Annotated in this window: 25 protein-coding genes; 21 read left to right on the forward strand and 4 right to left on the reverse strand. The window is 39.2% G+C overall.

Translation table 11 applies throughout. The features are described 5' to 3' along the window. The first annotated feature begins 11 nt into the window (after positions 1 to 11). The 14 genes from E2L03_RS13600 (at position 12) to E2L03_RS13665 (ending at position 13,337) form a co-directional block, all read left to right on the forward strand. On the forward strand, positions 12 to 425 hold the full coding sequence (locus tag E2L03_RS13600) for a cytidine deaminase (RefSeq protein ID WP_038478926.1): 414 nt from the start codon (positions 12 to 14) through the stop codon (positions 423 to 425). Continuing rightward, positions 403 to 1,311, forward strand: coding sequence for a GTPase Era (era, locus tag E2L03_RS13605; RefSeq protein ID WP_124741889.1), 909 nt, complete (start codon positions 403 to 405; stop codon positions 1,309 to 1,311). Before E2L03_RS13600 ends, era begins: the two co-directional genes overlap by 23 nt. A 191-nt stretch (positions 1,312 to 1,502) precedes the next feature. Continuing rightward, positions 1,503 to 1,646, forward strand: coding sequence for a YqzL family protein (locus E2L03_RS13610; protein ID WP_078440176.1), 144 nt, complete (start codon positions 1,503 to 1,505; stop codon positions 1,644 to 1,646). Positions 1,647 to 1,675: 29 nt separating this feature from the next. Then, on the forward strand, positions 1,676 to 2,455 hold the full coding sequence (recO, locus tag E2L03_RS13615; protein ID WP_134259401.1) for a DNA repair protein RecO: 780 nt from the start codon (positions 1,676 to 1,678) through the stop codon (positions 2,453 to 2,455). A 256-nt stretch (positions 2,456 to 2,711) separates the two neighbouring features. Next, positions 2,712 to 3,593, forward strand: a complete 882-nt coding sequence (gene glyQ / locus E2L03_RS13620; protein ID WP_038478935.1) for a glycine--tRNA ligase subunit alpha — start codon at positions 2,712 to 2,714, stop codon at positions 3,591 to 3,593. After that, positions 3,593 to 5,680, forward strand: coding sequence for a glycine--tRNA ligase subunit beta (glyS, locus tag E2L03_RS13625; protein WP_134259402.1), 2,088 nt, complete (start codon positions 3,593 to 3,595; stop codon positions 5,678 to 5,680). The genes glyQ and glyS overlap by 1 nt, the downstream gene beginning before the upstream one ends. A 30-nt stretch (positions 5,681 to 5,710) precedes the next feature. Next, positions 5,711 to 6,346: a transcriptional regulator CcpN gene (ccpN, locus tag E2L03_RS13630; RefSeq protein WP_084167413.1), complete on the forward strand. Its 636-nt coding sequence runs from the start codon at positions 5,711 to 5,713 to the stop codon at positions 6,344 to 6,346. Between the two features lie 15 nt (positions 6,347 to 6,361). Then, on the forward strand, positions 6,362 to 7,174 hold the full coding sequence (locus tag E2L03_RS13635; RefSeq protein ID WP_038478946.1) for a pyruvate, water dikinase regulatory protein: 813 nt from the start codon (positions 6,362 to 6,364) through the stop codon (positions 7,172 to 7,174). A gap of 240 nt (positions 7,175 to 7,414) precedes the next feature. After that, positions 7,415 to 7,861, forward strand: a complete 447-nt coding sequence (locus E2L03_RS13640; protein ID WP_055736024.1) for a YaiI/YqxD family protein — start codon at positions 7,415 to 7,417, stop codon at positions 7,859 to 7,861. A 19-nt stretch (positions 7,862 to 7,880) separates the two neighbouring features. Next, positions 7,881 to 9,692 (forward strand): DNA primase, encoded by a 1,812-nt coding sequence (dnaG, locus tag E2L03_RS13645; protein ID WP_134259403.1) that lies wholly within the window; start codon positions 7,881 to 7,883, stop codon positions 9,690 to 9,692. A 31-nt stretch (positions 9,693 to 9,723) separates the two neighbouring features. Next, entirely contained in the window at positions 9,724 to 10,845 is a 1,122-nt protein-coding gene (gene rpoD / locus E2L03_RS13650; RefSeq protein ID WP_038478955.1) for an RNA polymerase sigma factor RpoD, read from the forward strand. Between the two features lie 250 nt (positions 10,846 to 11,095). After that, positions 11,096 to 11,467, forward strand: coding sequence for a c-type cytochrome (locus E2L03_RS13655; protein ID WP_035399030.1), 372 nt, complete (start codon positions 11,096 to 11,098; stop codon positions 11,465 to 11,467). 50 nt (positions 11,468 to 11,517) lie between these two features. Then, positions 11,518 to 12,216 (forward strand): tRNA (adenine(22)-N(1))-methyltransferase, encoded by a 699-nt coding sequence (locus tag E2L03_RS13660; RefSeq protein ID WP_134259404.1) that lies wholly within the window; start codon positions 11,518 to 11,520, stop codon positions 12,214 to 12,216. Beyond that, a complete protein-coding gene (locus E2L03_RS13665) occupies positions 12,216 to 13,337 on the forward strand; it encodes a Nif3-like dinuclear metal center hexameric protein (RefSeq protein WP_134259405.1) in 1,122 nt (373 codons plus the stop codon). The genes E2L03_RS13660 and E2L03_RS13665 overlap by 1 nt, the downstream gene beginning before the upstream one ends. Positions 13,338 to 13,383: 46 nt before the next feature. On the opposite strand, the gene E2L03_RS13670 is transcribed toward E2L03_RS13665, so the two are convergent. The 3 genes from E2L03_RS13670 to vrrA all read right to left on the reverse strand — a co-directional run bounded on the left by E2L03_RS13670 (position 13,384) and on the right by vrrA (position 15,590). Next, the gene (locus E2L03_RS13670) at positions 13,384 to 14,328 is read right to left on the reverse strand and encodes a 4-hydroxy-3-methylbut-2-enyl diphosphate reductase (protein ID WP_038478966.1); all 945 of its coding nucleotides are present in this window, start codon (positions 14,326 to 14,328) and stop codon (positions 13,384 to 13,386) included. 111 nt (positions 14,329 to 14,439) lie between these two features. Further along, complete coding sequence (locus tag E2L03_RS13675) at positions 14,440 to 14,931, reverse strand: CarD family transcriptional regulator (RefSeq protein WP_038478968.1); 492 nt, start codon at positions 14,929 to 14,931, stop codon at positions 14,440 to 14,442. Between the two features lie 104 nt (positions 14,932 to 15,035). After that, positions 15,036 to 15,590 carry a VrrA/YqfQ family protein gene (gene vrrA, locus E2L03_RS13680; protein ID WP_124741894.1) on the reverse strand — a complete coding sequence of 185 codons (555 nt, stop codon included), beginning with the start codon at positions 15,588 to 15,590 and terminating at the stop codon, positions 15,036 to 15,038. 139 nt (positions 15,591 to 15,729) lie between these two features. On the opposite strand from vrrA, the gene E2L03_RS13685 reads away from it, so the two are divergent. Beyond that, on the forward strand, positions 15,730 to 17,088 hold the full coding sequence (locus tag E2L03_RS13685; protein ID WP_134259406.1) for a DEAD/DEAH box helicase: 1,359 nt from the start codon (positions 15,730 to 15,732) through the stop codon (positions 17,086 to 17,088). 15 nt (positions 17,089 to 17,103) lie between these two features. Further along, positions 17,104 to 17,982 (forward strand): deoxyribonuclease IV, encoded by an 879-nt coding sequence (locus tag E2L03_RS13690; RefSeq protein ID WP_038478974.1) that lies wholly within the window; start codon positions 17,104 to 17,106, stop codon positions 17,980 to 17,982. A gap of 81 nt (positions 17,983 to 18,063) precedes the next feature. Here E2L03_RS13690 and E2L03_RS13695 read toward each other — a convergent pair whose 3' ends face one another. Beyond that, on the reverse strand, positions 18,064 to 18,327 hold the full coding sequence (locus tag E2L03_RS13695; protein WP_038478976.1) for a DUF2624 family protein: 264 nt from the start codon (positions 18,325 to 18,327) through the stop codon (positions 18,064 to 18,066). 223 nt (positions 18,328 to 18,550) lie between these two features. Between E2L03_RS13695 and E2L03_RS13700 the strand changes: the two genes are divergently transcribed. From E2L03_RS13700 to E2L03_RS13720, 5 genes are all read left to right on the forward strand, one after another. Then, complete coding sequence (locus tag E2L03_RS13700) at positions 18,551 to 19,603, forward strand: two-component system sensor histidine kinase NtrB (protein ID WP_236702377.1); 1,053 nt, start codon at positions 18,551 to 18,553, stop codon at positions 19,601 to 19,603. A gap of 139 nt (positions 19,604 to 19,742) precedes the next feature. Further along, entirely contained in the window at positions 19,743 to 20,450 is a 708-nt protein-coding gene (locus E2L03_RS13705; protein WP_038478982.1) for a lytic transglycosylase domain-containing protein, read from the forward strand. Between the two features lie 125 nt (positions 20,451 to 20,575). Continuing rightward, positions 20,576 to 21,346, forward strand: coding sequence for a metal ABC transporter ATP-binding protein (locus E2L03_RS13710; protein WP_038478985.1), 771 nt, complete (start codon positions 20,576 to 20,578; stop codon positions 21,344 to 21,346). Continuing rightward, on the forward strand, positions 21,339 to 22,223 hold the full coding sequence (locus tag E2L03_RS13715; protein ID WP_055736016.1) for a metal ABC transporter permease: 885 nt from the start codon (positions 21,339 to 21,341) through the stop codon (positions 22,221 to 22,223). The genes E2L03_RS13710 and E2L03_RS13715 overlap by 8 nt, the downstream gene beginning before the upstream one ends. Before the next feature lie 46 nt (positions 22,224 to 22,269). Continuing rightward, positions 22,270 to 22,686 (forward strand): Fur family transcriptional regulator, encoded by a 417-nt coding sequence (locus E2L03_RS13720; RefSeq protein WP_038478991.1) that lies wholly within the window; start codon positions 22,270 to 22,272, stop codon positions 22,684 to 22,686. Positions 22,687 to 22,735 lie beyond the last annotated feature (49 nt).

Here is a 22,735-nt window from a genome sequence, read left to right on the forward strand (position 1 = left end):
GGAGGATTTCTATGGAAAAAGCAGCATTCATCCAGCTCGCTATCGAAGCAAGGGAAGAGGCTTACGTACCTTATTCCTCATTTAAAGTAGGTGCTGCCCTCCTTCTAGCAGATGGCTCGGTTGTAAAAGGAGCAAACATTGAAAATGCGGCATATAGCTTGGCAAACTGTGCTGAACGTACAGCACTATTTAGAGCGTATAAGCCAAATCACCTACCATTTAAAGCGCTTGCTGTGGCGGCGGATACACCAAATCCGGTTTCGCCCTGTGGTGCATGTAGACAAGTATTAGCAGAGTTATGTGAACCAGGAATGCCGGTTTATTTAAGTAATATAAACGGCGACTGGAAAGAAACAACAGTAGAAGCGTTACTACCAGGATTTTTTAAAGCGGAGGATATGAATGAATCAAGAGGAAACGTTTAAGTCAGGATTTGTCTCCATAATTGGGAGACCGAATGTAGGGAAATCAACATTGTTAAACAGAATAATTGGGCAAAAAATTGCCATTATGTCGGACAAGCCTCAAACAACAAGAAATAAAGTTCAAGGTGTTTACACGACAAATGACGCACAAATCGTTTTCATTGATACGCCTGGTATTCACAAGCCGAAACATCGCTTAGGCGACTTTATGATGAAAGTGGCTACAAATACTCTTCGTGAAGTTGATCTCATTTTGTACGTGATTGACGCAGATGCTAAATTTGGTCCTGGAGAACAATTTATAATTGATCGCTTAAAGGATACAAAAACACCGGTTTTTCTAATCGTTAATAAAATCGACAAAGTAAGTAAAGATGCGTTATTAGAAATCATTGCATCCTATCGAGAACGCTATGAATTTGAAGAAGTTGTGCCGATATCTGCTTTAGAGGGTGAAAATGTCGGAACAATGATGGATCAAATTAAGGTACACTTAGACGAAGGACCGCAATATTATCCAAGCGATCAAATAACAGATCACCCAGAACGATTTATTGTTGCCGAGCTTGTTCGCGAAAAAGCGTTACATGTAACAAAGGAAGAGATACCCCACTCTTTAGCCGTTGTCATTGAACAAATGAAACGACGGGATAATGGAAAAGTATATGTTGGAGCCACCATTATTGTGGAGCGATCCTCTCAAAAAGGGATTATTATTGGTAAACACGGTTCTATGCTAAAGGAAATTGGTCAAAAAGCAAGAGTGGATATAGAAGCATTACTTGGTTCAAGTGTGTTTTTAGAGTTATGGGTAAAAGTACAAAAAGACTGGCGAAATCGCCCATCACAGCTTAAAGATTACGGCTTTAACGAAGACGATTATTAAAGAGAAGCAATGGTCCAAACAAGGCGTTGGACCATTGTTTTTTTATATGCAAAAAGCTATGATGAAGTAAGATGAAAAACGAACAAAAATAAAAAGTCAAGCTCTGCTAATTAACAATATTTCCATCGAATGAGTATAGTAAATTTAGGTCATCATACTTCATAAGAACGATTGAGAGGAGTTGTGAAACAGTGCTTGTTCTATCTTGGAAAGTTTTTTCACAGACAGGAAACATTGAGACTTATTTACTCCATAAGGAATTGGAAAGGGAAACAGTTGGTGAAGAGGTAGAGGTAATGGCTGCCGACGACCAGACCGATTCAACTCTTTCTTAAAAAGCAGTGACTTGCTGTAAGGAATGAACATGTTAATTAAACAAGAAGGAATTATTTTAAAGACAATTGACTATGGTGAATCAAATAAAATTGCAACAGTATTAACGAAAGATAGTGGTAAACTATCAGTGATGGCAAAAGGAGCAAAGAAGCCTAATAGCCGTTATGCAGCTGTAATGCAACCATTCGTATATGGCTCATTCGTTTACTTTAAAGGGAGTGGCTTACCAACGATAAGCCAAGGCGAAATTATCTTATCCTTTAAACAGCTTCACTACGATTTATTTAAGGCTGCTCATGCCGCTTATGTAACAGAATTAATCGATAAATTGACCGAAGAACGACGACCATATGTATTTTTATTTGATTTGTTGTTACTCGCTTTAAAGCAAATTGATACTGGTCAAGATCCAGAAATAATCGCAAGAATCGTTGATTTAAAAATGTTAACTGTCGCTGGGGCGAAGCCTAATTTAGACGGCTGTGCAAGCTGTAAATCGGTTGAGCGCGACCCTATTGCTTTTTCTATTCCTTTTGCTGGCTTTTTGTGCAGCGGTTGTGTCCGCCGAGATGAGCGAGCATACCCTGTTACGTTATCAATGGTTAAGCTCATTCGCACCTTATTCTATGTTGATTTGACGAAATTAGGTTCCATTTCGATTAAGAGAGAAACAAAAGAACGACTTCATCAGATCATTTCATCGTACTATCAAGAGTATGTTGGTGTGACGCTGAAATCGCAACGCTTTATTGACCAACTAAAAAAAGTAGATGGCAATCATTTTAAGCTTGACGAAAAAAAGGATTAAAGGTATCATAGAAAAATATGACGATATGCTATGATGAGAGAAGAAATACTGCTTATTTTGCGATTAATAGCGACTTCAGGATGGTGTGAGCTGAAGAATCAAAAGCGTATGAGGCACTCTTTAAGCATGTAAACTGTAAAGTGATTAAGCACTTTTTGTGTTTAATAAGTAGGGTGGAACCGCGGGTAACTCTCGTCCCTATGCCATAGTAGGCATAAGGATTGAGGGTTTTTTGTTTTTATTAAGGAGGGTAAACATGAACATTCAAACGATGATCTTAACATTGCAGTCCTATTGGGCAAAGCAAGGCTGTATAATTATGAATGCCTATGATACTGAAAAAGGTGCGGGTACAATGAGTCCGCATACATTGCTACGAACAATTGGCCCAGAGCCATGGAATGTAGCTTATGTGGAGCCATCAAGGCGTCCAGCAGATGGACGTTATGGAGAGAACCCGAACCGCTTATATCAACATCACCAATTTCAAGTGATTATGAAACCTTCACCAAACAATATTCAAGAATTATATCTGGAAAGTCTTAAAGCACTTGGTATTAACCCCCTTGAACACGACATTCGCTTTGTTGAAGACAACTGGGAAAACCCAACATTAGGCTGTGCTGGTCTTGGATGGGAAGTATGGTTAGATGGAATGGAAATAACACAGTTTACGTATTTCCAGCAAGTTGGCGGCATGGAAGCATCTCCTGTTTCTGCTGAAATCACTTACGGGATTGAGCGACTAGCTACGTACATTCAGGAAAAAGAAAATGTATTTGACTTAGAGTGGGTTGAAGGATTCACGTATGGTGATATTTTTCTCCAGCCTGAATTTGAACATTCTACATATACATTTGAAGTTTCCGATAGTGAGATGCTCTTCCAGTTATTCAATACGTACGAAAAAGAAGCAACCCGTGTGCTCGATCGTAACCTTGTTTTCCCGGCTTATGATTATATTTTAAAGTGTTCTCACGTATTTAATTTGCTTGATGCTCGTGGAGCGATATCCGTAACGGAACGAACAGGCTACATTGGTCGTGTACGTACTCTCGCTCGAAAGGCAGCTAAGCATTATTACGAGGAACGCGAAAAACTTGGATTCCCCATGTTGAAAAAGAAGGAGGCAAACTAATGGATAGTAAACCATTTCTCCTTGAAATAGGATTAGAAGAACTTCCAGCCAGATTTGTAACAGATGCAGTGAAACAACTAGAACAGCATGTGCAGCAGTGGTTAAAAGAGAAAAAGCTTCCGTATAGCCGCACACAAGCTTTTTCAACGCCGAGAAGATTAGCCATTATCATCCATGACCTTGCTTCAAAACAAGAAGATGCATCTAGTAAAGCAAAAGGACCAGCAAAGAAAATTGCAATAGATGACAATGGTGACTGGACAAAAGCAGCTTTAGGTTTTGCACGATCACAAAATGTGGAACCAGACGCTCTTACTATTGAAGCCCATAAAGGTGTTGAATATGTTTTTGCCACCTCTTTTTCAGAAGGTGTGCAAACAGTCGACATTTTACCAAGCTTAGAGAAAGTCATTACGAGCTTAAATTTTCCAAAGCGTATGAAATGGCATACCTTTGACTTACGCTATGCCCGACCGATACGTTGGTTAATTGCTATGTACGGTCAGCATGTGATTCCGTTTTCCATTGCGCAAGTGAAAACTAGTCAAATAACAAGAGGTCATCGTTTCTTAGGGGATAAAGAAATCACAATAGCAACTCCTGAAAGTTATGAAGCGCGCTTACTGGAGAACTATGTCATTGTTGATGCGGATAAAAGGAAGCAAGCGATCCGTTCTCAACTAAAGGATATGGAAGCAACAAAAGATTGGATTATTCCTGTAAATGAAGATCTTCTTGAAGAAGTAAACAATTTGGTTGAATATCCGACTGCTTTAAGTGGTAGTTTTGAAGAGAAATACCTTCAATTGCCTAAAGAAGTCTTAATTACGACTATGAGAGAACATCAGCGTTATTTCCCTGTTGAATCAACCGAAGGCACATTACTTCCGTTCTTTGTAACCGTAAGAAACGGGAATGAAGAGCATATTGAAAATGTATCAAAAGGGAATGAAAAGGTACTTCGGGGACGGTTTGCTGACGCTGCATTCTTTTATGAAGAAGACCAAAAGCTCTCTATAGAAGAGTGGAATAAAAAACTCGAAACCGTAGTGTTCCATGAATCGATTGGAACGATTGCGGAAAAGGTGAATCGTACAAAAGAGCTTGCGGTATGGTTAGCAAGAGAAGAGCGATTACCTGCTGAAGAAGTATCATTAGTGGAACGTGCTGCAACAATTGCAAAATTTGACCTTGTAACAAATATGGTTGGTGAATTTCCTGAGTTACAAGGACAGATGGGGCAGGATTACGCGTTGAAGTCGAATGAACCTGTTCAAGTGGCGAGAGCGATTTATGAACAATATTTACCGCGATTTTCAAATGATCATCTCCCGCAAACTGCAGTGGGGTCTATGCTATCTCTAGCAGAAAAGCTAGATACCGTATTATCTTGTTTTGCAATTGGATTAATTCCAACAGGTTCTCAAGATCCTTATGCGCTAAGAAGACAAGCAAACGGTGTAGTCCAAATTTTATTAGAAACTAAATCCGCTCTTTCTCTTGACGTAATCATTGAACATTGGGTGAACACATTAAATAATAAAGGATTTATGACGGCTGGTGTCGAATCTACTAAAGAAGAAGCCATTCAATTCTTTTTAAGTCGTTTTAAGCATCTTATGATGGATTCAGGCTATCGATACGATGTTGTAGAAGCTGTATTAGCGGCTCCAATTGTAGATGTGTATTCCATGTTTGCTAAAGCAGAAGCTGTTAACGAACAGCTTAATGAGCCTGCATTTAAAAAAGCCGTTGAAGCGTTAAGTCGGGTAACCAATTTAGCCCAAAAGGCAGAAACAGATACAACAATTGATGAATCGTTGTTTGAGAATGAATCGGAGACAAAGCTATTAGCAGCAACGGTTGAAGTGGAGATGAGTTTAGTAGAAGCATGGAAGCAACATGATGCTATTTCTGCATACAACATCTTAGAGGCGTGTCAAGATGCGATTCACTCATTTTTTGAGCAAACGATGGTTATGGTTGAAGACCCAGACGTTCGATCCAATCGACTAGCGTTATTAAAAAGGTTAGCACGTTCCATTGAATCCTTTGCTGATTTCCAACAAATTGTCTTTTCTTCGTAACTAGTGTTCAGGTTAGAGAGGTGAGTTCAAATCGAACTTTCAATTAGACAGCAACACATTATTGATATTGTCAAGGAAAATGGACCGATTACGGGTGAACATATAGCGGAGCGCTTGTCTTTAACTAGGGCAACCCTCCGCCCTGATTTAGCTATATTAACAATGTCTGGTTTTCTCGACGCCAGACCGAGGGTTGGTTATTTTTATACTGGTAAGACGGATTCACCTGCTTTGTCGGATGAGATTCAAAAGATAAAAGTTCATCATTATCAATCAAGGCCTGTAATTGTTGAGCAATCCACCTCTGTATATGAAGCCATCTGTACCATGTTTTTAGAAGACTGTGGCACATTGTTTATTGTTGATAAACAGACGACCCTCGTAGGCGTTGTATCTCGAAAAGACTTATTACGAGCTAGTATGGGTGGGCAAGCAATTGAAACAACGCCAGTTAGTATTATTATGACGAGAATGCCTAATATTACGATGTGCGAAAAAGAAGACTCAATTATTGAAGTTGCTCATAAGCTCATTTCAAGACAGATTGACGGTTTACCGATTGTGAAAAAAGTGGACGTAGGTTCAGGATATGAAGTAGTTGGGCGTATAACAAAGACGAACATGACTTCTTTATTAGTGGATCTTGCTAAGAATGAAGGAACATAAGGAGGGCTGTTCTTAATGACGCAAACAGAACGCTTAATTGTATACATTGTATCGGATTCAGTTGGAGAAACGGCTGAGCTGGTTGTGAAAGCAGCGGTAAGCCAATTCAACGGATCGAATGTTGACATTCGTCGTATTCCTTATGTAGAGGATAAAGGAACAATTCAAGAAGTGGTTCAAATCGCTAAAAAAGCGAAAGCACTTATTGCCTTCACACTCGTTGTCCCAGAAATTAAAAATTACTTGCTTGAAGCGGCAAAAGAAGCCAAAGTTGAAACAGTTGACATCATTGGACCGGTATTAGGGAAGATAAATCAACTGACGAATGAACAACCTCGCTATGAGCCGGGCTTAATTTATCGTTTAGATGAAGATTATTTTAGAAAAGTCGAAGCCATTGAATTTGCGGTTAAATACGATGACGGACGAGATCCTAGAGGAATTATTTTAGCGGATGTTGTGCTTATTGGTGTGTCAAGAACATCGAAAACACCATTATCTCAATATTTAGCTCATAAGCGTTTGAAGGTAGCGAACGTTCCCTTAGTTCCAGAAGTTGAACCCCCTGAAGAGCTATTTAAAATCTCAAATAAAAAATGCATAGGCTTACGCATTAGTCCAGAAAAGCTTAATAGCATTCGTACAGAACGTTTAAAAGCTCTTGGATTAAAATCAGAAGCAAATTATGCGAACATTAATCGCATTAAACAAGAGCTGGCATATGCGCAAGAAGTTATGGAACGAGTAAACTGCCCTGTAATTGATGTTTCGAATAAAGCAGTAGAAGAAACAGCGAATTTGATCTCTAATATGTTCCAAAAACATTGATTGGAAACTGTTTACTGTTCAAACGCTATGTTTTGAAGTATAATTGCCAATTGGGACTCTAATTTTGCAGATTGTATGTATAAATAGGGTGTAGATCAAATAAATTTAAAAAGTCAAGACTTTTTCTCGTTTTTTTGGTAATGATAGTAAAGAAGATGAAAGAGCAATGGGTTTCGACAGTTTCTTGTTTTTTTCGTCAAATAAGAAGGAGATCAAACCTTACATGTTGAATGATACTGTATGAGTTCAACGGTGTACGTTGATGCAGATTCTTGTCCTGTAAAAGAAGAAATCATTAAACTTTGTGGTCAATACGAAAAAGAATTGGTCTTTGTGTTTTCATATGCACATAATATGGTCTTGCCTGAACATGTGAAAACCGTACAAGTTGATGTGGATAAAGAAGCAGCAGACCTGTACTTACTGCAAGCTGTTTCTCGTGGTGACGTATGTATCTCTCAAGATCACGCACTTGCTTCTTTATTGCTTATTAAAGGTGTGACTGTCTTATCGCCTCGTGGCCATGTATACATGGAAGAAGAGATGGCGAGCATGTTACAGTCTCGCTATGCAGCACAAAAGGCTAGAAGAGCGGGAAGAAAAACAAAAGGCCCGCGGAAGTTTACTGCCACAGACCGAGAGCAATTTGTGCATGCACTTGAACAAGTTCTTAGCACTGGTAATTGAAGGAATAGGTGAGAGCTGTATGTCTGTGAAAATTCCTGAAGAGAAATTAGCCGAGATAAGGAACGCAAGCGATATAGTTGATGTTATCGGCGACTATGTACAATTAAAGAAAAACGGTAGACAGTATGGTGGTCTATGTCCTTTTCATGATGAGAAAACCCCTTCTTTTTCAGTTTCTGAAGAAAAGCAGGTTTATCATTGTTTTGGCTGTGGTGCCGGTGGGAACGTTTTTACCTTCCTACAGGACTTGGAGGGATGGTCTTTTGCAAAGACCGTAGCTCACTTAGCAGGAAAGGCGAAAATTTCTTTACCTCAAGTCGTTGAATCGAACGAGTATCAGGTTTATGGAGATACGTCAAAAGTTGAGGCAATGAAGAAAGCTCACCAGTTAGCCGCTTCAACGTATCACAGTATTTTTATGTTCACGGAAGAAGGTTCTCCAGGGCGCGTTTATGCTCAGGAGCGTTATTTTACTGAAGCTCAAATTGACCATTTCAAAATAGGGTATGCCCTGGATGAGTGGGAGACATTAGCGAAGGTGCTTGAGCAAAATGAGTTTGATTTAACGATAATGGAGGAAGCTGGTCTAGTAGCAAAGCGAAAATCAAGTGGTTACTATGATTTATTCCGCAATCGTTTAATTTTTCCTATATCGGATAATAATGGTGACATTGTTGGTTTTGGAGGAAGGATTGTTGGTGAAGGACAACCAAAGTATTTAAATAGTCCAGAGACACCGATTTATCAAAAAGCAAAAACCCTGTTTCATATGTTTGAAGCACGGCCAATTATTCGCAAAAAAAATAAAGCCTATTTGTTTGAAGGTGCACTGGATGTAATGGCTGCCTGGAAATCGGGAATTGAAAATGCTGTGGCAACATTGGGTACAGCTTTAAGTCAAGATCATGCAAAGCTACTTCGGCGTAATGCTGAAGAGATTATTCTTTGCTATGACGGTGACAGAGCGGGCCGTGAAGCCATTCGAAAGACCATTCCTGTGCTCGAAAATGTTGGTTGCCAGATTCAAGTCTGCTTATTGCCAGATGGCTATGATCCAGATGACTATGTGAAGGAATTTGGCGAAGAAGCCTTAAAAGCTTATTTGGAAAAAGAGCTTTTATCCGTAATGGCTTTTAAAATGTACGATGCGAAACAAACAAAAAACCTTCAAAATGAAGGAGAACGGCTTAAGTATATTGAAGACATGCTTGAAGCTATTGCACAATTAGAATCGATTGAGCAAGAACATTATTTAAAGCAGCTATCTAAGGAATTTAATCTTTCATTCCAAGTTCTTCATCAAGAGATGATGCGTAAAGAAAGAAAGACTGCGCCGGTCCGTCAGCAACAACAGTCAGAACGGTATGGAGACACGGTTAAAGCCCATCATACATTTCAAACAGCTCGTCCAATAGCTGCCCACATTAAAGCAGAACGAATGCTTCTTGGGTATATGCTACAAGACGAAGAGATGATTTGGCGAGTAACAGAGCGTTTGCAAGATGGCTTTAATATAGATGAACACCAGGCGCTGTATGCCTACTTAATCTCCTTTGTTTCGCAACATCCAGAAAAGGGAATAAAGGAATTTATAGAGAGTCTAGAAGATCAAAAGCTTGCAAAACTAGCCGCTTATCTGCTTATGCAAGATGTTAAAGTAGAGTGTACAGATGCAGAGTTAGACGATTATATTAAGAAAATTGAACAATACCCTAAACTATTACAAATTAAAGAACAACAGCAAGCAGCTCGCTTAGAGCAAGATCCAGTTCTTGCTGCGCAGAAACAAATGGAGCTCATACGCAAAAAAAGAGAATTGCTAGGTAAGTAACTCGTCGTTAATTTTGGAAGGAGGGGATCGAGTGGCTGATAAACCGTTACGTCCAGTGACAGAAGGTGATCTATCCATCGATCAAGTAAAAGAACAATTAGTTGAATTAGGTAAAAAGCGTGGGACCTTAACGTATGCCGAAATTACAGAGAAAATGGCTTCGTTTGAACAGGACGCGGATCAAATGGATGAGTTCTATGAGTACCTTGGTGAGCAAGGAGTAGAGCTTGTGAATGAAGCCGATGATGAAGTCCCATCTATGCAGCAAGTTGAAAAGAATGAAGAAGAATTTGATTTAAACGATTTAAGTGTCCCTCCAGGAATAAAAATAAACGATCCAGTTCGTATGTATCTTAAAGAAATTGGTCGTGTACCGCTTTTATCTGCAGAAGAAGAGATCGACTTAGCGAAACGTATTGAGCAAGGTGATGAAGAAGCGAAAAAACGTTTAGCGGAAGCGAACTTGCGTCTTGTTGTGTCCATTGCTAAGCGCTATGTTGGTAGAGGAATGTTGTTCCTTGATTTGATTCAAGAAGGAAACATGGGCTTAATTAAAGCTGTTGAAAAGTTTGATTACGATAAAGGGTTTAAGTTTAGTACCTATGCAACTTGGTGGATTCGTCAGGCAATTACTCGTGCCATTGCTGACCAAGCGAGAACCATTCGTATCCCTGTTCATATGGTAGAAACCATTAATAAACTCATTCGTGTTCAACGTCAACTTTTACAAGACTTTGGTCGTGAGCCAACCCCTGAAGAGGTTGGAAAAGAGATGGAGCTAACGCCTGATAAAGTGCGGGAAATCTTGAAGATTGCTCAAGAGCCCGTTTCTCTTGAAACACCAATTGGTGAAGAAGACGATTCTCATTTAGGTGACTTTATTGAAGACCAAGAAGCTCTTGCACCTTCAGACGCTGCGGCCTATGAGTTATTAAAAGAACAGCTAGAAGATGTGTTAGATACACTAACTGATCGAGAAGAAAATGTTCTTAGACTTCGTTTTGGACTTGATGATGGTCGAACCCGTACTCTTGAAGAAGTAGGTAAAGTCTTCGGTGTTACGCGCGAGCGTATCAGACAAATTGAAGCAAAAGCACTGCGCAAATTACGTCATCCAAGCAGAAGCAAACGATTAAAAGACTTTCTTGATTAATGAGGTGCACACGGATTCAGCATAGACTGATTTCGTGTGCCTTCCTTGTTTCTATTTTACTTCTTCTTAAAACGGAATGCAAATTGTTGTTGTGAATTTTCTTATAAATCAATTTGAATTTTTTGTGCTATTTTGGGGAAATGTAAATTGAAGCCTTTTCATAATGGGCGATTTGAAGTAAACTATAGTAGATTCGTGCTTTTTTATACATATCTAATGGTTAGTTCTAACGAGAAAGGAGAGCACCTATATGAAGGGACGTCCGTTAATTCCGTTTGCTTTTATAGCATTATTAGGAATCGTACTTATCGTTGCAATGTCTGCAATTGGTGTTGATCAACGTGCTAGCATGGATGAAGAAGAAGAAGAGCCTGTTGACATTGGGGATCCGGTTGAATATGGACAAGGTATTGTTGAAAGTTCATGTATAACATGTCATGCAAATGATTTAGGTGGTACTGCTAGTGCGCCAGCGATTAACAATTTAGAGGGACAATTGTCTCATGATGAAATCGTTGACATTGTAACAAACGGTCAAGGAAATATGCCGGCATTCGGTGGTCAGTTACAGCCTGAAGAAATTGATGCGGTAGCTGAGTATTTATTGTCGATGTCAGAGTAGGAGAGCGGGGGGATAACCCTGCTTTTTTCTTTTGGAAGGAGACACAACAAATGAACACAAATCAACTTTCACATAGGCTAGAACGTGTTGCGTCTTATGCAGCAGGTTTTCACATAGTAGCGGATATTGGTTCCGATCATGCTTATTTGCCTTGCTATCTTTGTTTAAAAGATGATTCGTTAAAGGCGATTGCAGGTGAAATTAATGAGGGTCCTTATCAATCGGCATTGAAACAAGTAAGGTTGTCTCAATTGGAGGATCAGATTGATGTACGAAAAGGCAGTGGATTAAATGTCTTGCATCAAGGTGAGGAGATTGATGTACTAACGATTGCTGGAATGGGTGGGCCACTCATTGCTTCGATTTTAGATGAAGGAAAAGACAAACTCATGGGAGTGAAGCGATTGGTGCTTCAGCCAAATGTTGCCTCTCATGCGGTGCGTCAGTGGATCATGGATCATCACTATCGAATTGTAGCAGAAGATATTCTTGAAGAAGACGAAAAGATCTATGAAGTTATTGTTGCTGAACCTTCTGAAGCTAAAGTTGCATATACAGAAACAGAGTTATGGCTTGGTCCTATACTAATGCAGCACCAGACGTCTGTTTTTAAGAAAAAATGGGAGCACGAAAAAACAAGCTGGAAACGTGTATTAAAACAAGTACAGTTAGGGAATAAATCAGTAGAGCTTGAAGAGAAACAAGCTGACTTAAACCAAAAAATTAAAATGGTTGAGGAGGCCTTATGATGACAAAAGCAGTTACGGCTCAGGATGTAATTAAAGAATTTGAACAGTTTTCTCCACGAACGTACGCAGTTGAAGGAGATCGTAATGGTCTCATGGTGGGAACTCTAAACAAACCGATTCATACTGTAATGATTGCGTTGGATGTTTTAGAGGAGACAATGGATGAAGCGATTGATAAAAACGTTGATCTTATTATCGCACATCATCCATTATTGTTTAGACCCCTTAAACAAATAAATGTGGATACAGCAATGGGGCGAATTGTTGCAAAGGCAATCAAGCATGAAATTACGATATATGCGGCACACACTAATTTGGATGTTACAGAAGGTGGAGTGAATGACTTATTAGCCGAAAAATTAAAGATTCATTCTGCTGATGTGCTTGTGCCAACATATAAAGAGAACATGTGGAAGTTTGTTGGATTTGTTCCTCGAGATCACGCAGAGAGTATACGACAAGCGCTAGGTGAAGCAGGGGCAGGTTTGATTGGAGAGTATAGCCATTGTGCGTTTTCTGTTGTAGGGGAAGGAACGTTTCGACCGACAGATCATGCAAATCCCTATATTGGTGAGTTGAATAAACAGGAAGTGGTAGAAGAGGAACGAATTGAAACGATTGTGCCGAAAAACAGCCTACAGTCAGTCCTTAACGCGTTTCTCGCTGCTCATCCATATGAAGAACCAGCTTACGACCTTATTCCATTAGAGGAGCCTTCGCTCGTTCGTGGACTTGGACGTATTGGTAATTTAGAGCAGCCACAATTATTGCGTGACTATGTGAAGGTGGTAAAAGAGGCACTTGGTTTGGATGGTGTTCGTGTAGTTGGTAACTTAGATAAAAAAATAAAAAAAGTTGCTGTACTTGGCGGCGATGGGAACAAGTATGTGAATCAAGCGCTACACAAAGGAGCAGACGTATTTGTAACTGGAGACCTTTACTATCATGTGGCTCAAGATGCAAAAATGGACGGCCTAACGATTATTGACGCTGGTCATCATATTGAATCAATTATGAAAATAGGCGTTACTGAAGAATTGAATAAGCGAATGAAAGCAATGGGGTATGCTATTTCCATTTTTCCATCAACGGATAGCACGGATCCCTTTCAATTTATGTAAACAAGCAAACCCCTCTTACAAGCCGTAAGAGGGGTTCTTGTTAGTATTATTTTTTAACACGAACTTTTGGTAAGATTTTTTCAATCGGAACTTTTTTCGTTGTATCCCAAGTCGATTCATTATTTGGATCATAGTTTTCAATAAACGTAATAACTTCCTTTGTAATCGGCGTTGGTGTAGAAGCCCCGGAAGTGACGCCAACTTTAGTTGCGTCTTTAATCCAGTCTAATTCTAGCTGAGAGAGGTCACCAATCCGATAAGCCGGCGTGCCAGCAATTTGTTGTGATACTTGAGCTAAACGATTTGAATTGTTACTTTTTGGATCGCCTACCACGATCACAACATCGCACTGGGAAGCTTGCTCTGCGACAGCCTCTTGACGAACTTGAGTTGCTAAACAAATCTCATTATGAACTTCAGCTTTTGGATAAAGAACCATTGCACGCTTCATGATATCAGATACATCCCACTGACTCATCGTGGTTTGGTTCGTAATAATAATATCACGGTCATCTAACGTTAATGACTCAAGGTCTTCCATTGTTTCAACTAAGTGTACAGCGCCAGGAGCAACACCAATCGCACCTTCTGGTTCCGGGTGACCTTGCTTTCCTATATAAATAAATTGATGCCCTTCAGCTGCTTTATCACGAATTAAATCATGAGTGCGAGTAACATCAGGGCAAGTAGCATCAATACAGGTTAACCCTTTTTCTTTTGCTAAACGGCGAACTTCTGGAGAGACGCCGTGTGCAGTAAAAATAACGGTCCCGTGTGTGACTTCCTTGAGGATTTCAAGACGATTGGGGCCGTCAAGAGAGATGATACCATCCTCTTCAAATGCATCTGTAACATGTTGATTGTGAACAATCTGCCCTAGTATATAAAGAGGTCTCGGCAAGTCCAAATTTTGTGCAGCTTGACGTGCCATAACCATCGCGTCAACAACGCCATAACAATAGCCTCTTGGTGAAATTTTTAATACGTCCATAGAAATTAATGGCCTCCTATTAAAAACAGGCCTTCGTTTAGTGAAAGCCGTGTTTTGAATTCATCTTCTATTGTAAAGGAGTTCTGCGCAGGTGACAATCAAGACGCGTTATTAATTTGCTTCTTCTAATAAATTTGTGTCAATAAATTCATAGGCTTGCTCTTCGGAGTATTCTTGAACAACAGCCAACTCGCTTGCAACCATTTGTCTCGCTTTTTGGAGGTGGTGTCGATCTTGAATATGAAGACCATTCGATCGTTCGGTTTGCTTCTTTGATAAAGAAGAAACGAGGTGAGCGGCATCAATAATACTTCCAGTCTTAAGTAAATTCTCTGTATCTCTAGAAAATTGACTGGAAGATAAAGGTGTCTCAGGGCCCGTTTTTAAAGCATCCGCTACTTGATTAACTTCAGAGGAGGAGATGACCTTTCTAAGCCCGGATTGATCGATACGAGATTCTTGAAGCATGAGGGTAACGTCAACAAGCGGGAAATGCAGAATATAGTATGATTGTGTTTCTCCTAGAACATTCTTTTCTTCAATATCTTGGATCTTTCCGGCCCCATGATAAGGGTAAACAACGTTGTCTCCGACTTTAAACATGGACATTCCTCCAATCGATTTATAAAGATCAGTATAACACATTTGAAGGCAAATATCAAATTATACTATCGTTATAGGAGGCTTGTCAACAACTAAAAATCAATTTATATATAAAGTTTTGGTAGGGACGCGCCTTGTGTTTCTGGTCTTTGCCGACGTGGAGGTCTCGGCTTACTCGCAACAGGTGATGGACTAGGTTGAGCTACATGAGTGGTAGCGGCAGGTTCTGGAACATGTTGCACAGTAGAAGCCCTTTCTTCTGTTATTTCATTAGGCGTTTCATTCATTGGCGTTTGTCGCATGGTACGCATCATTCTCCAGAGAGTCGGTACATTTTTAATAAAAGGACCGTATTGCTGAACCATAGGCGCAACTTGTTGAGTAATACCCATTACTCGTTGCGTATTCTCAAGGATGGTGGCGAAATTAAGACCTCCAGAAGCGGCGGATGTTCCTAAACTAGTCAAGCGCCCTCCTCCCAGTAAACGAGCTAAAATACCTCCTCCTCGTGTTGCTCCTGCTAGATGCTGAATAGGTGCTGAAGCCATAGAAGCAGTAGGCTGCATAAAACTCGAAGCGGTTCCTAATAACCGACTTGAGCCGCTCGATAACGGTTGCATTGGAATAGAACTAGCGGGTGGTCCGTAATAAGGCTGCATAACATTCGCTCCTAATAAAATCTAATAATAATAGCCTATGCAAAGATAGGTGATCGGTGCATATTTAAGCCTTGGACTTAGTATGAAATTATGATAAAATGAACTATTGCACGAAGGAACTGGAAAAGAGGAAATGATTATGAATGCAGAAAATTTTTCAAGACTCGGAATAACGGATAAATTACAACAAGCACTTGTTGATGCCAACATATCTAAACCAACGGAAATACAAGAACGGTTAATCCCAGCAATTTTAAACAAAAAGGATGTTATCGGCCAGTCTCAAACAGGTACAGGAAAAACGTTTGCGTTTCTGTTACCGCTTATTGAACAAATAACGGTTACGGAAGCACATGTACAAGCTATTGTGACTGCCCCAACAAGAGAATTAGCTAACCAGCTTTATAATGAAGTGGTAAAGCTACTAAAGCCCTTTGATGGGGAGATTCAAGCACAATTATATGTTGGGGGTACAGATCGCCAAAAGCAGATGGATCGTTTGAAGTCAAAACAACCACATCTTGTTGTTGGTACACCAGGAAGAATTAATGATTTAATCCAACAAAATGCGCTATTAGCACATACAGCCACTACTCTCATTGTAGATGAGGCTGATCAAATGCTCGACATGGGCTTTATTGAGGATGTAGACAAAGTAGCTGGTAAAATGGCGGAAGAGCTACAAATGTTGGTTTTCTCGGCCACTATACCGGAAAAACTTCAGCCATTTTTAAAGAAATATATGTCCCAACCACGTCACGTTCATGTACAGCCTGAAGCATTAGCTGCAAAAGCAGTTAAACATCAGCTTGTTCCAGTGCGACATAAAGATAAAATGACTGTTCTTAAAGATGTTGTGAAGCACATTAATCCATATTTAGCAATTATTTTTGTGAACACAAAAGAGCAAGCGGATTTTGTGGCGGATGAATTGGCAAAAGAATCGTTAAATGTTGAGCGTTTGCACGGAGGCCTTGCATCGAGAGAGCGACGGAAGGTAATGAAAAAAGTTGATGATGCAAGTGTTCAGTTCCTTGTGGCTTCAGATTTAGCTGCTCGAGGGATGGATATCAAGGGTGTCACTCATGTTATTAACTTTGAATTTCCAGCGGATTTAGATTTTTATGTACATCGTGTTGGACGTACAGCTAGAGCTGGTGCAGATGGTATAGCCTTATCGCTATTTGAAAAAACAGATGAATACGCGTGTGGTAAGCTATCAAGTAAAGGCATATCCTTTACATTTGTCGAGTTTAAAGACGGGGAATGGCAACAAGTAAAAGGTCCAATTGGTAGTGGCGGCTTTTCACAACAGAAACCTCAGTCTGGGGAAAAGAAAAAAGCAGATAAAACGGCAACAAAGCCACAAGAGCGAACAGGTGGAAAAGCTAAAGCAAAACCAAAAAAGGTAAAGCCTGCTTATAAAAGAAAAGCACGTGTTGCGCAAGAGAAGCGCAATAAGAGAGATAACAAATTACGTTCCCGTAAAAGTAAGTAAAGGAGAGGTTGAACGATGTCTTTATTAATTGGATCACATGTATCAATGAGTGGAAAAAAGATGTTGCTTCAATCAAGTGAAGAAGCAGCAGCATATGGTGCAAGTACCTTCATGATTTATACAGGTGCACCACAAAATACACGTCGTAAAGCGATTGAAGACTTAAATATTGATGCAGGGAAACAACATATGCAGGAACACGGGATTCGTGATATCGTTGTTCATGCCCCTTATATCATCAATATTGCCAATACCCAAAAGCCAGAAACATTTCAATTAGGCGTTGATTTTCTTCGTTCTGAAATAGAGCGAACGGAAGCTTTAGGCGCAAAGCAAATTGTTCTTCACCCTGGAGCTCATGTAGGGGCAGGGCCAGAAGCTGGTATCGCGAAAATTATTGAAGGATTAAATGAAGTACTTACGGAAAAGAGAGATGTTCAAATTGCGCTAGAAACGATGGCTGGTAAAGGATCTGAATGTGGTCGTTCATTTGAAGAACTTGCCAAAATTATTGATGGTGTGACTCATAATGAACGGCTCTCTGTATGCTTTGATACCTGTCATACTCATGACGCTGGCTACGATATTGTGAATGATTTTGATGGGGTGCTCGAATCATTTGACCATATTATTGGTGCAGATCGAATAAAAGTCGTTCATGTTAATGATTCAAAAAATGAAAGACATGCTCAAAAGGATCGTCACGAAAACATCGGGCATGGATTTATTGGCTTAAAGGCTTTAGATTACATTGTTCATCACGATCAATTTAAACACGTGCCAAAAATCTTAGAAACGCCATTTATTGGAGCAGATAAAAAAGATCGTAAACCTCCATATAAACATGAAATTGCGTTACTTCGAAGAGAACACACAGAGCCAATAGAAAAATAAATAAAAAGAGCACCGCTAGTTTTTAAAAACTAGGGTGCTCTTTTTATTATCTAATGGTAAAATAATGGCAAGATCAACTTTTTATAACATATGACTATATTTTTGGAACAATTGTGACACTGTAGTCGAAACATAGGAATCGGTTTCATTCGTCAGTTGATTAATAATGGCTTCCACTTGTTTCTTATTGCCAACGTTTATCGTTTGTTGCCTGAGTATGCGTAAAACGCTATCTGCTTGTTGGCTTGTTAAAGGGTAACCTTGCTTCTCGGCAAGCTGAAGAAATTCCTCTTTACTAATCGAATTAATCTTCTGATTGATGAGCTGTTGCATGATGAAGTTCATGTTGGCACCGCTCCTTAAATAGAAAGTCACTTTTACTATATGATTTAAAAGAAAAAACAGAACAAAAAAAGGAAATAGTGCGCCTTTTCACGAATAAGAGTTAATTATACGGAGATTCGGAAAAAAGTATGATGAGTTGTTATTCTGATTAATGACAAGGGGGGGCGTGAGTACGATGATTCAAAATTTTTTATTAAAAAATGCCCCTAATAGGAGTACTGATATGTTGCACAAAGAGATAAACGGAAAGCATGAGTATCATAACCAAACGATGTTTACACTTATTGAGGAGTTAAACTTGCCGTATCTAAAAGTGGACCAAGCTTTAAATGTACTTTCTTGGAATGAAATGTTTAGTTATTTAACAGATATAAAAGCAGATGAACTTCAACACTCTTCAATTAGTGAGCTCGCCATTACACATAGCATTGCAGAGTTCTTCCAGGATCAAATGGCACTTAGTACGAAGTATGTACAAATTACGAAGAGTGTATATGAGAATGGTGGAAATGTACTTAATGTTACATTCATCCCAGAAGTGGAAGATAATCATGTCTATTATTTTATTATGCTTGAAGATTTATCATTACAAACTAAATATGAGGAATTACTAACGTTCCAACATCAAATGCAAGCTGTCTCGCATATTGCCGCTGGCGTTGCTCACGAACTAAGAAATCCTCTTTCCGTTATAAAAGGGTTTTTGCAACTATCGCATTTAACCTGTGATTTCCAAAAATATTACAATACGATCATTTCAGAGCTAAACCGAATGAATATTATTATTGAAGATTTTTTATCTGTTTCAAGGAAAAAAACAAATCGCAAATGGCAATCCCCCTCTAACTTAATCGAATCTCTAGTTGAATTAATGAAAGCGGAATGTTTACTGCATAGTGTGGAATTACAAGTGGACTTTGATAAATCTTTTTCAATATGCCATATTAATGAATCAATGTTTAAGCAAGTTATGTTAAATTTGTTACGTAATGCAATTGAAGCATTTGATGAAGGAGCGTCATACAAGTATTTAAAAGTTTCAAGTAAAGAAATAGGCGAATATGTACATATTGAACTTATAGATAATGGAAAAGGAATGCCTAAAGACGTACTTGAACAGTTAGGAAAACCATTCTTCACTACGAAAGAAAAAGGCACAGGAGTGGGTATTCCGTTGTGTAAGAAGATTGTTGAAGATCACGGAGGGAAATTTCAAATACTAAGCGAACGAGACGTTGGTACGAAAGTCATCCTTACATTTCCGCTTCTTGTGTAGTGTGACGAAACGAGTTCATTTCTTTTTAGCCTTTTAGAAGGCTTTTTGTTTTCAGTTTGAGCATTGGAAGATGTTAGTTGTTGACGAATGTAAGAAGATCGTCTATCCTACTTTGGAGCTGAAGGAGGAGGACGTTTGTATGAAGCGTAATCAAAAAAAGCTTATTTTATTGAGTATACTAGGTTTACTAATAGGCCTATTTCTATATGCAAACAGGGTAACTAATGGGCAAATGCTCGCTCATGCAGAGAAGCTTGAACGGGATGCCTATTTAGCCGAATATCAGAAAATCGAGAAAGCAACGGCTTTCTTTAAAACCGACGGGCTAGACACATCCTTTAATGTGGAAGGCAACGGTGATACATGGAAAAAAGCAAAGCAAGTTAGTGATGCTTTGTATCAAGATAGTGATGGTCACTTTGAGCAATCCTGGGGTCTCTACTTAGGGTTAATCGCAGATCAAAAAGACGTAGACCCATTTCTTGTCTATGAGCTGCTAAAAGTAGAAAGTGGGACGACTTTTGATGAAAAAGCTGTAGGGCCAGAAACGAAGTATGGACATGCATATGGAATGGCGCAATTTATGACAAACACCGCTCCATGGATTGCGGACATGGCGGAGCTTGAGTACGAACAGGAGTATTTATTTAATCCTTACTACGCTATCCATCTATCTGTACAATATTTACAGTTTTTATATGATCAATATGAGGATTGGGATAAGGCTCTTACAGCTTATCACAGAGGAATGGGCGGCTTACAGACGTATCTTGCTGAAAATGGACATGCAAAAAGTGACTATGCAGTAACGATTCAGCAGCAAGCTAGAACCCACGACTCTTTATAAAAACGGCGCTTTTTGCAGCCGTTTTTCTTTTGTTTAAAAAAACAACTCATGACTGGACAAAATAAAAAAAAAGAGTATAATAGTGTGGAGATAAATCGGAATCATTCTGAATGAGGGGGATAGAAATGATTCGCGAAAATTACGTAACGTTAGATCATATTACATTCGCATATGGACGTCGTCCTGTTTTAAGCGATGTATCGTTAACAATAAAACAAGGTGATTTTTTAGGGTTGGTTGGTCCAAATGGCTCTGGCAAATCAACATTAATAAAAATGATGCTCGGTCTATTACAACCAAACGATGGAGCAGTAAGGGTATTTGACGAACCGATTGATTCGTTTCAGCAATGGGATCGGATTGGATACGTCTCTCAAAAAGCCAACAGCTTTAGTAGTGGCTTTCCAGCAACGGTGTATGAAGTTGTATCAATGGGGCTATTTGGAAAAATCGGTTTGTTTCGCTTTATGAAAAAAAAGCATAAAGAAATGGTATATCGTGCCATTGAGCAAGTGGATATGATGGATTACCTATATGAAAACATTGGTGAACTATCTGGCGGTCAACAGCAACGAGTCTTTATCGCCCGAGCACTAGTCAGTGAACCTGATTTATTAATTCTAGATGAGCCGACGGTAGGGATTGACGCAAAAAGCGTTGCTTCTTTTTATGAATTACTACACACCTTAAATCGTGATCTAGGCAAAACGCTTCTGTTAATTTCACATGATATCGGAGCAATGACCGATCACGTTAACAAAGTGGCATGTTTGAACCGTACGATTCACTTTCATGGAAAAACAGAGGAGTTTGCTGCGAAAAAAAATAAGTTGGACTTTTATGGACATGATGTTCATTTGCTAACTCATAGCCATGAAGGAGTGCACCATGCTTAATGCGTTTTTAACTTATGACTTTTTACAATATGCTCTTTTCACTGGCGTAATGATTGGGTTACTTGCTCCTTTACTAGGAGTCTTTTTAGTTGTTAGACGAATGTCTCTCATTGCAGACGCTCTTTCACATATTACGCTATCTGGAATTGCATTTAGTTTATTACTTGGCAGCTACATTCCTTTTATGCAGGGTGTTAACCCGCTTTATATGGGTATGGCTTTCTCTGTCAGTGGATCTTTGTTTATGGAAAAGCTCCGTCAAGTCTATATTCACTATAAAGAAATTGCGATACCGATTATTATGTCAGCAGGAATTGGTTTAGGAGTCGTTTTTATTTCAATGGCAAATGGGTTTAATACCGATTTGTTAAATTATTTATTCGGATCAGTTATTGCTGTAAATCGAAGTGATTTTATTACAATTACAGTTATTACAGTCATTGTATTAGCTATTTTAGTGACGTTCTATAAAGAATTGTTTTTCTTATCTTTTGATGAGGAGCAAGCAAAGGTATCTGGAATTAATCGACGTCTGGTTCATTTAATCTTTATGGTCATGGTGGCTCTTGTTATTGCCGCTTCTATGAGGGTAGTAGGCATTTTGCTTGTTTCAGCTTTAATGACGCTACCAGTTGCAAGTGCTATGCGCTTCGCTAAAGGATTTAAGCAATTGTTTTTCTACGCGGTACTCTTTGGTGAAGTGGCTGTTATTGGTGGACTTATGCTCGCGTTTCAATTAAACTTAGCTCCAGGCGGTGTCATTGTATTACTTGCTGTTCTTATTTTGCTGCTGTCGATTTTATTTGGTCGAAATCGTAAAACAATCGGACGATTTCCTCTTAAAAAAAGAACACATTCCACTAGCCAATCGAGCTGAAATTCGGTACACTGGTAAGCAGAAGTCAAAGAAGAGGGTTGATTGAATGGATGTATCCCATGCACTTAATCGCTTAAAAGAACAAGGATACAAATATACAGGAAAACGTGAAGATATGCTTCGCTTATTTGCGGAGGATTCAAGGTATATGACAGCTAAAGACGTGCTTGAAAGCATGCAGGATCAATATCCGTCTTTAAGTTTTGATACCATATACAGAAACTTATCGTTGTTTGCTGATCTTGAATTGTTGGAAACTACAGAGCTTGATGGTGAAAAACGGTTCCGCTTCAGTTGTCGAACGTCTGAGCATCATCATCACTTAATTTGTTTAGACTGTGGAAAAACAGAGCATTTTCATAATTGCCCTATGGATGAAGAATTGTTTAAACGATTCCCTGATTTTCAAGTAACTGGTCATAAATTTGAAATTTACGGAATGTGTCAAGCTTGTCGACAATAAGACAAAACAGAGGTGACGTCGTCATCTCTGTTTTTTTATTCCCATCATT

This window comes from Shouchella oshimensis (assembly GCF_004375095.1).
In the GTDB taxonomy this organism is placed as follows: Bacteria; Bacillota; Bacilli; order Bacillales; family Bacillaceae_D; genus Shouchella; species Shouchella oshimensis.

Excerpts from the sequence above, each read along its gene's own strand:
- E2L03_RS13670 (WP_038478966.1), bottom strand. The coding sequence starts at position 14,328 with ATGGACGTATTAAAAATTTCACCAAGAGGCTATTGTTATGGCGTTGTT.
- E2L03_RS13705 (WP_038478982.1), top strand. The coding sequence starts at position 19,743 with ATGAAGCGTAATCAAAAAAAGCTTATTTTATTGAGTATACTAGGTTTA.
- E2L03_RS13660 (WP_134259404.1), top strand. The coding sequence starts at position 11,518 with ATGAACACAAATCAACTTTCACATAGGCTAGAACGTGTTGCGTCTTAT.
- E2L03_RS13635 (WP_038478946.1), top strand. The coding sequence starts at position 6,362 with ATGACGCAAACAGAACGCTTAATTGTATACATTGTATCGGATTCAGTT.
- E2L03_RS13690 (WP_038478974.1), top strand. The coding sequence starts at position 17,104 with ATGTCTTTATTAATTGGATCACATGTATCAATGAGTGGAAAAAAGATG.
- glyQ (WP_038478935.1), top strand. The coding sequence starts at position 2,712 with ATGAACATTCAAACGATGATCTTAACATTGCAGTCCTATTGGGCAAAG.
- dnaG (WP_134259403.1), top strand. The coding sequence starts at position 7,881 with ATGTCTGTGAAAATTCCTGAAGAGAAATTAGCCGAGATAAGGAACGCA.
- E2L03_RS13655 (WP_035399030.1), top strand. The coding sequence starts at position 11,096 with ATGAAGGGACGTCCGTTAATTCCGTTTGCTTTTATAGCATTATTAGGA.
- E2L03_RS13665 (WP_134259405.1), top strand. The coding sequence starts at position 12,216 with ATGACAAAAGCAGTTACGGCTCAGGATGTAATTAAAGAATTTGAACAG.
- E2L03_RS13700 (WP_236702377.1), top strand. The coding sequence starts at position 18,551 with ATGTTGCACAAAGAGATAAACGGAAAGCATGAGTATCATAACCAAACG.
- recO (WP_134259401.1), top strand. The coding sequence starts at position 1,676 with ATGTTAATTAAACAAGAAGGAATTATTTTAAAGACAATTGACTATGGT.
- glyS (WP_134259402.1), top strand. The coding sequence starts at position 3,593 with ATGGATAGTAAACCATTTCTCCTTGAAATAGGATTAGAAGAACTTCCA.
- E2L03_RS13685 (WP_134259406.1), top strand. The coding sequence starts at position 15,730 with ATGAATGCAGAAAATTTTTCAAGACTCGGAATAACGGATAAATTACAA.
- E2L03_RS13640 (WP_055736024.1), top strand. The coding sequence starts at position 7,415 with ATGAGTTCAACGGTGTACGTTGATGCAGATTCTTGTCCTGTAAAAGAA.
- E2L03_RS13695 (WP_038478976.1), bottom strand. The coding sequence starts at position 18,327 with ATGAACTTCATCATGCAACAGCTCATCAATCAGAAGATTAATTCGATT.
- era (WP_124741889.1), top strand. The coding sequence starts at position 403 with ATGAATCAAGAGGAAACGTTTAAGTCAGGATTTGTCTCCATAATTGGG.
- E2L03_RS13710 (WP_038478985.1), top strand. The coding sequence starts at position 20,576 with ATGATTCGCGAAAATTACGTAACGTTAGATCATATTACATTCGCATAT.
- E2L03_RS13720 (WP_038478991.1), top strand. The coding sequence starts at position 22,270 with ATGGATGTATCCCATGCACTTAATCGCTTAAAAGAACAAGGATACAAA.
- E2L03_RS13715 (WP_055736016.1), top strand. The coding sequence starts at position 21,339 with ATGCTTAATGCGTTTTTAACTTATGACTTTTTACAATATGCTCTTTTC.
- E2L03_RS13675 (WP_038478968.1), bottom strand. The coding sequence starts at position 14,931 with ATGTTTAAAGTCGGAGACAACGTTGTTTACCCTTATCATGGGGCCGGA.
- vrrA (WP_124741894.1), bottom strand. The coding sequence starts at position 15,590 with ATGCAGCCTTATTACGGACCACCCGCTAGTTCTATTCCAATGCAACCG.
- E2L03_RS13600 (WP_038478926.1), top strand. The coding sequence starts at position 12 with ATGGAAAAAGCAGCATTCATCCAGCTCGCTATCGAAGCAAGGGAAGAG.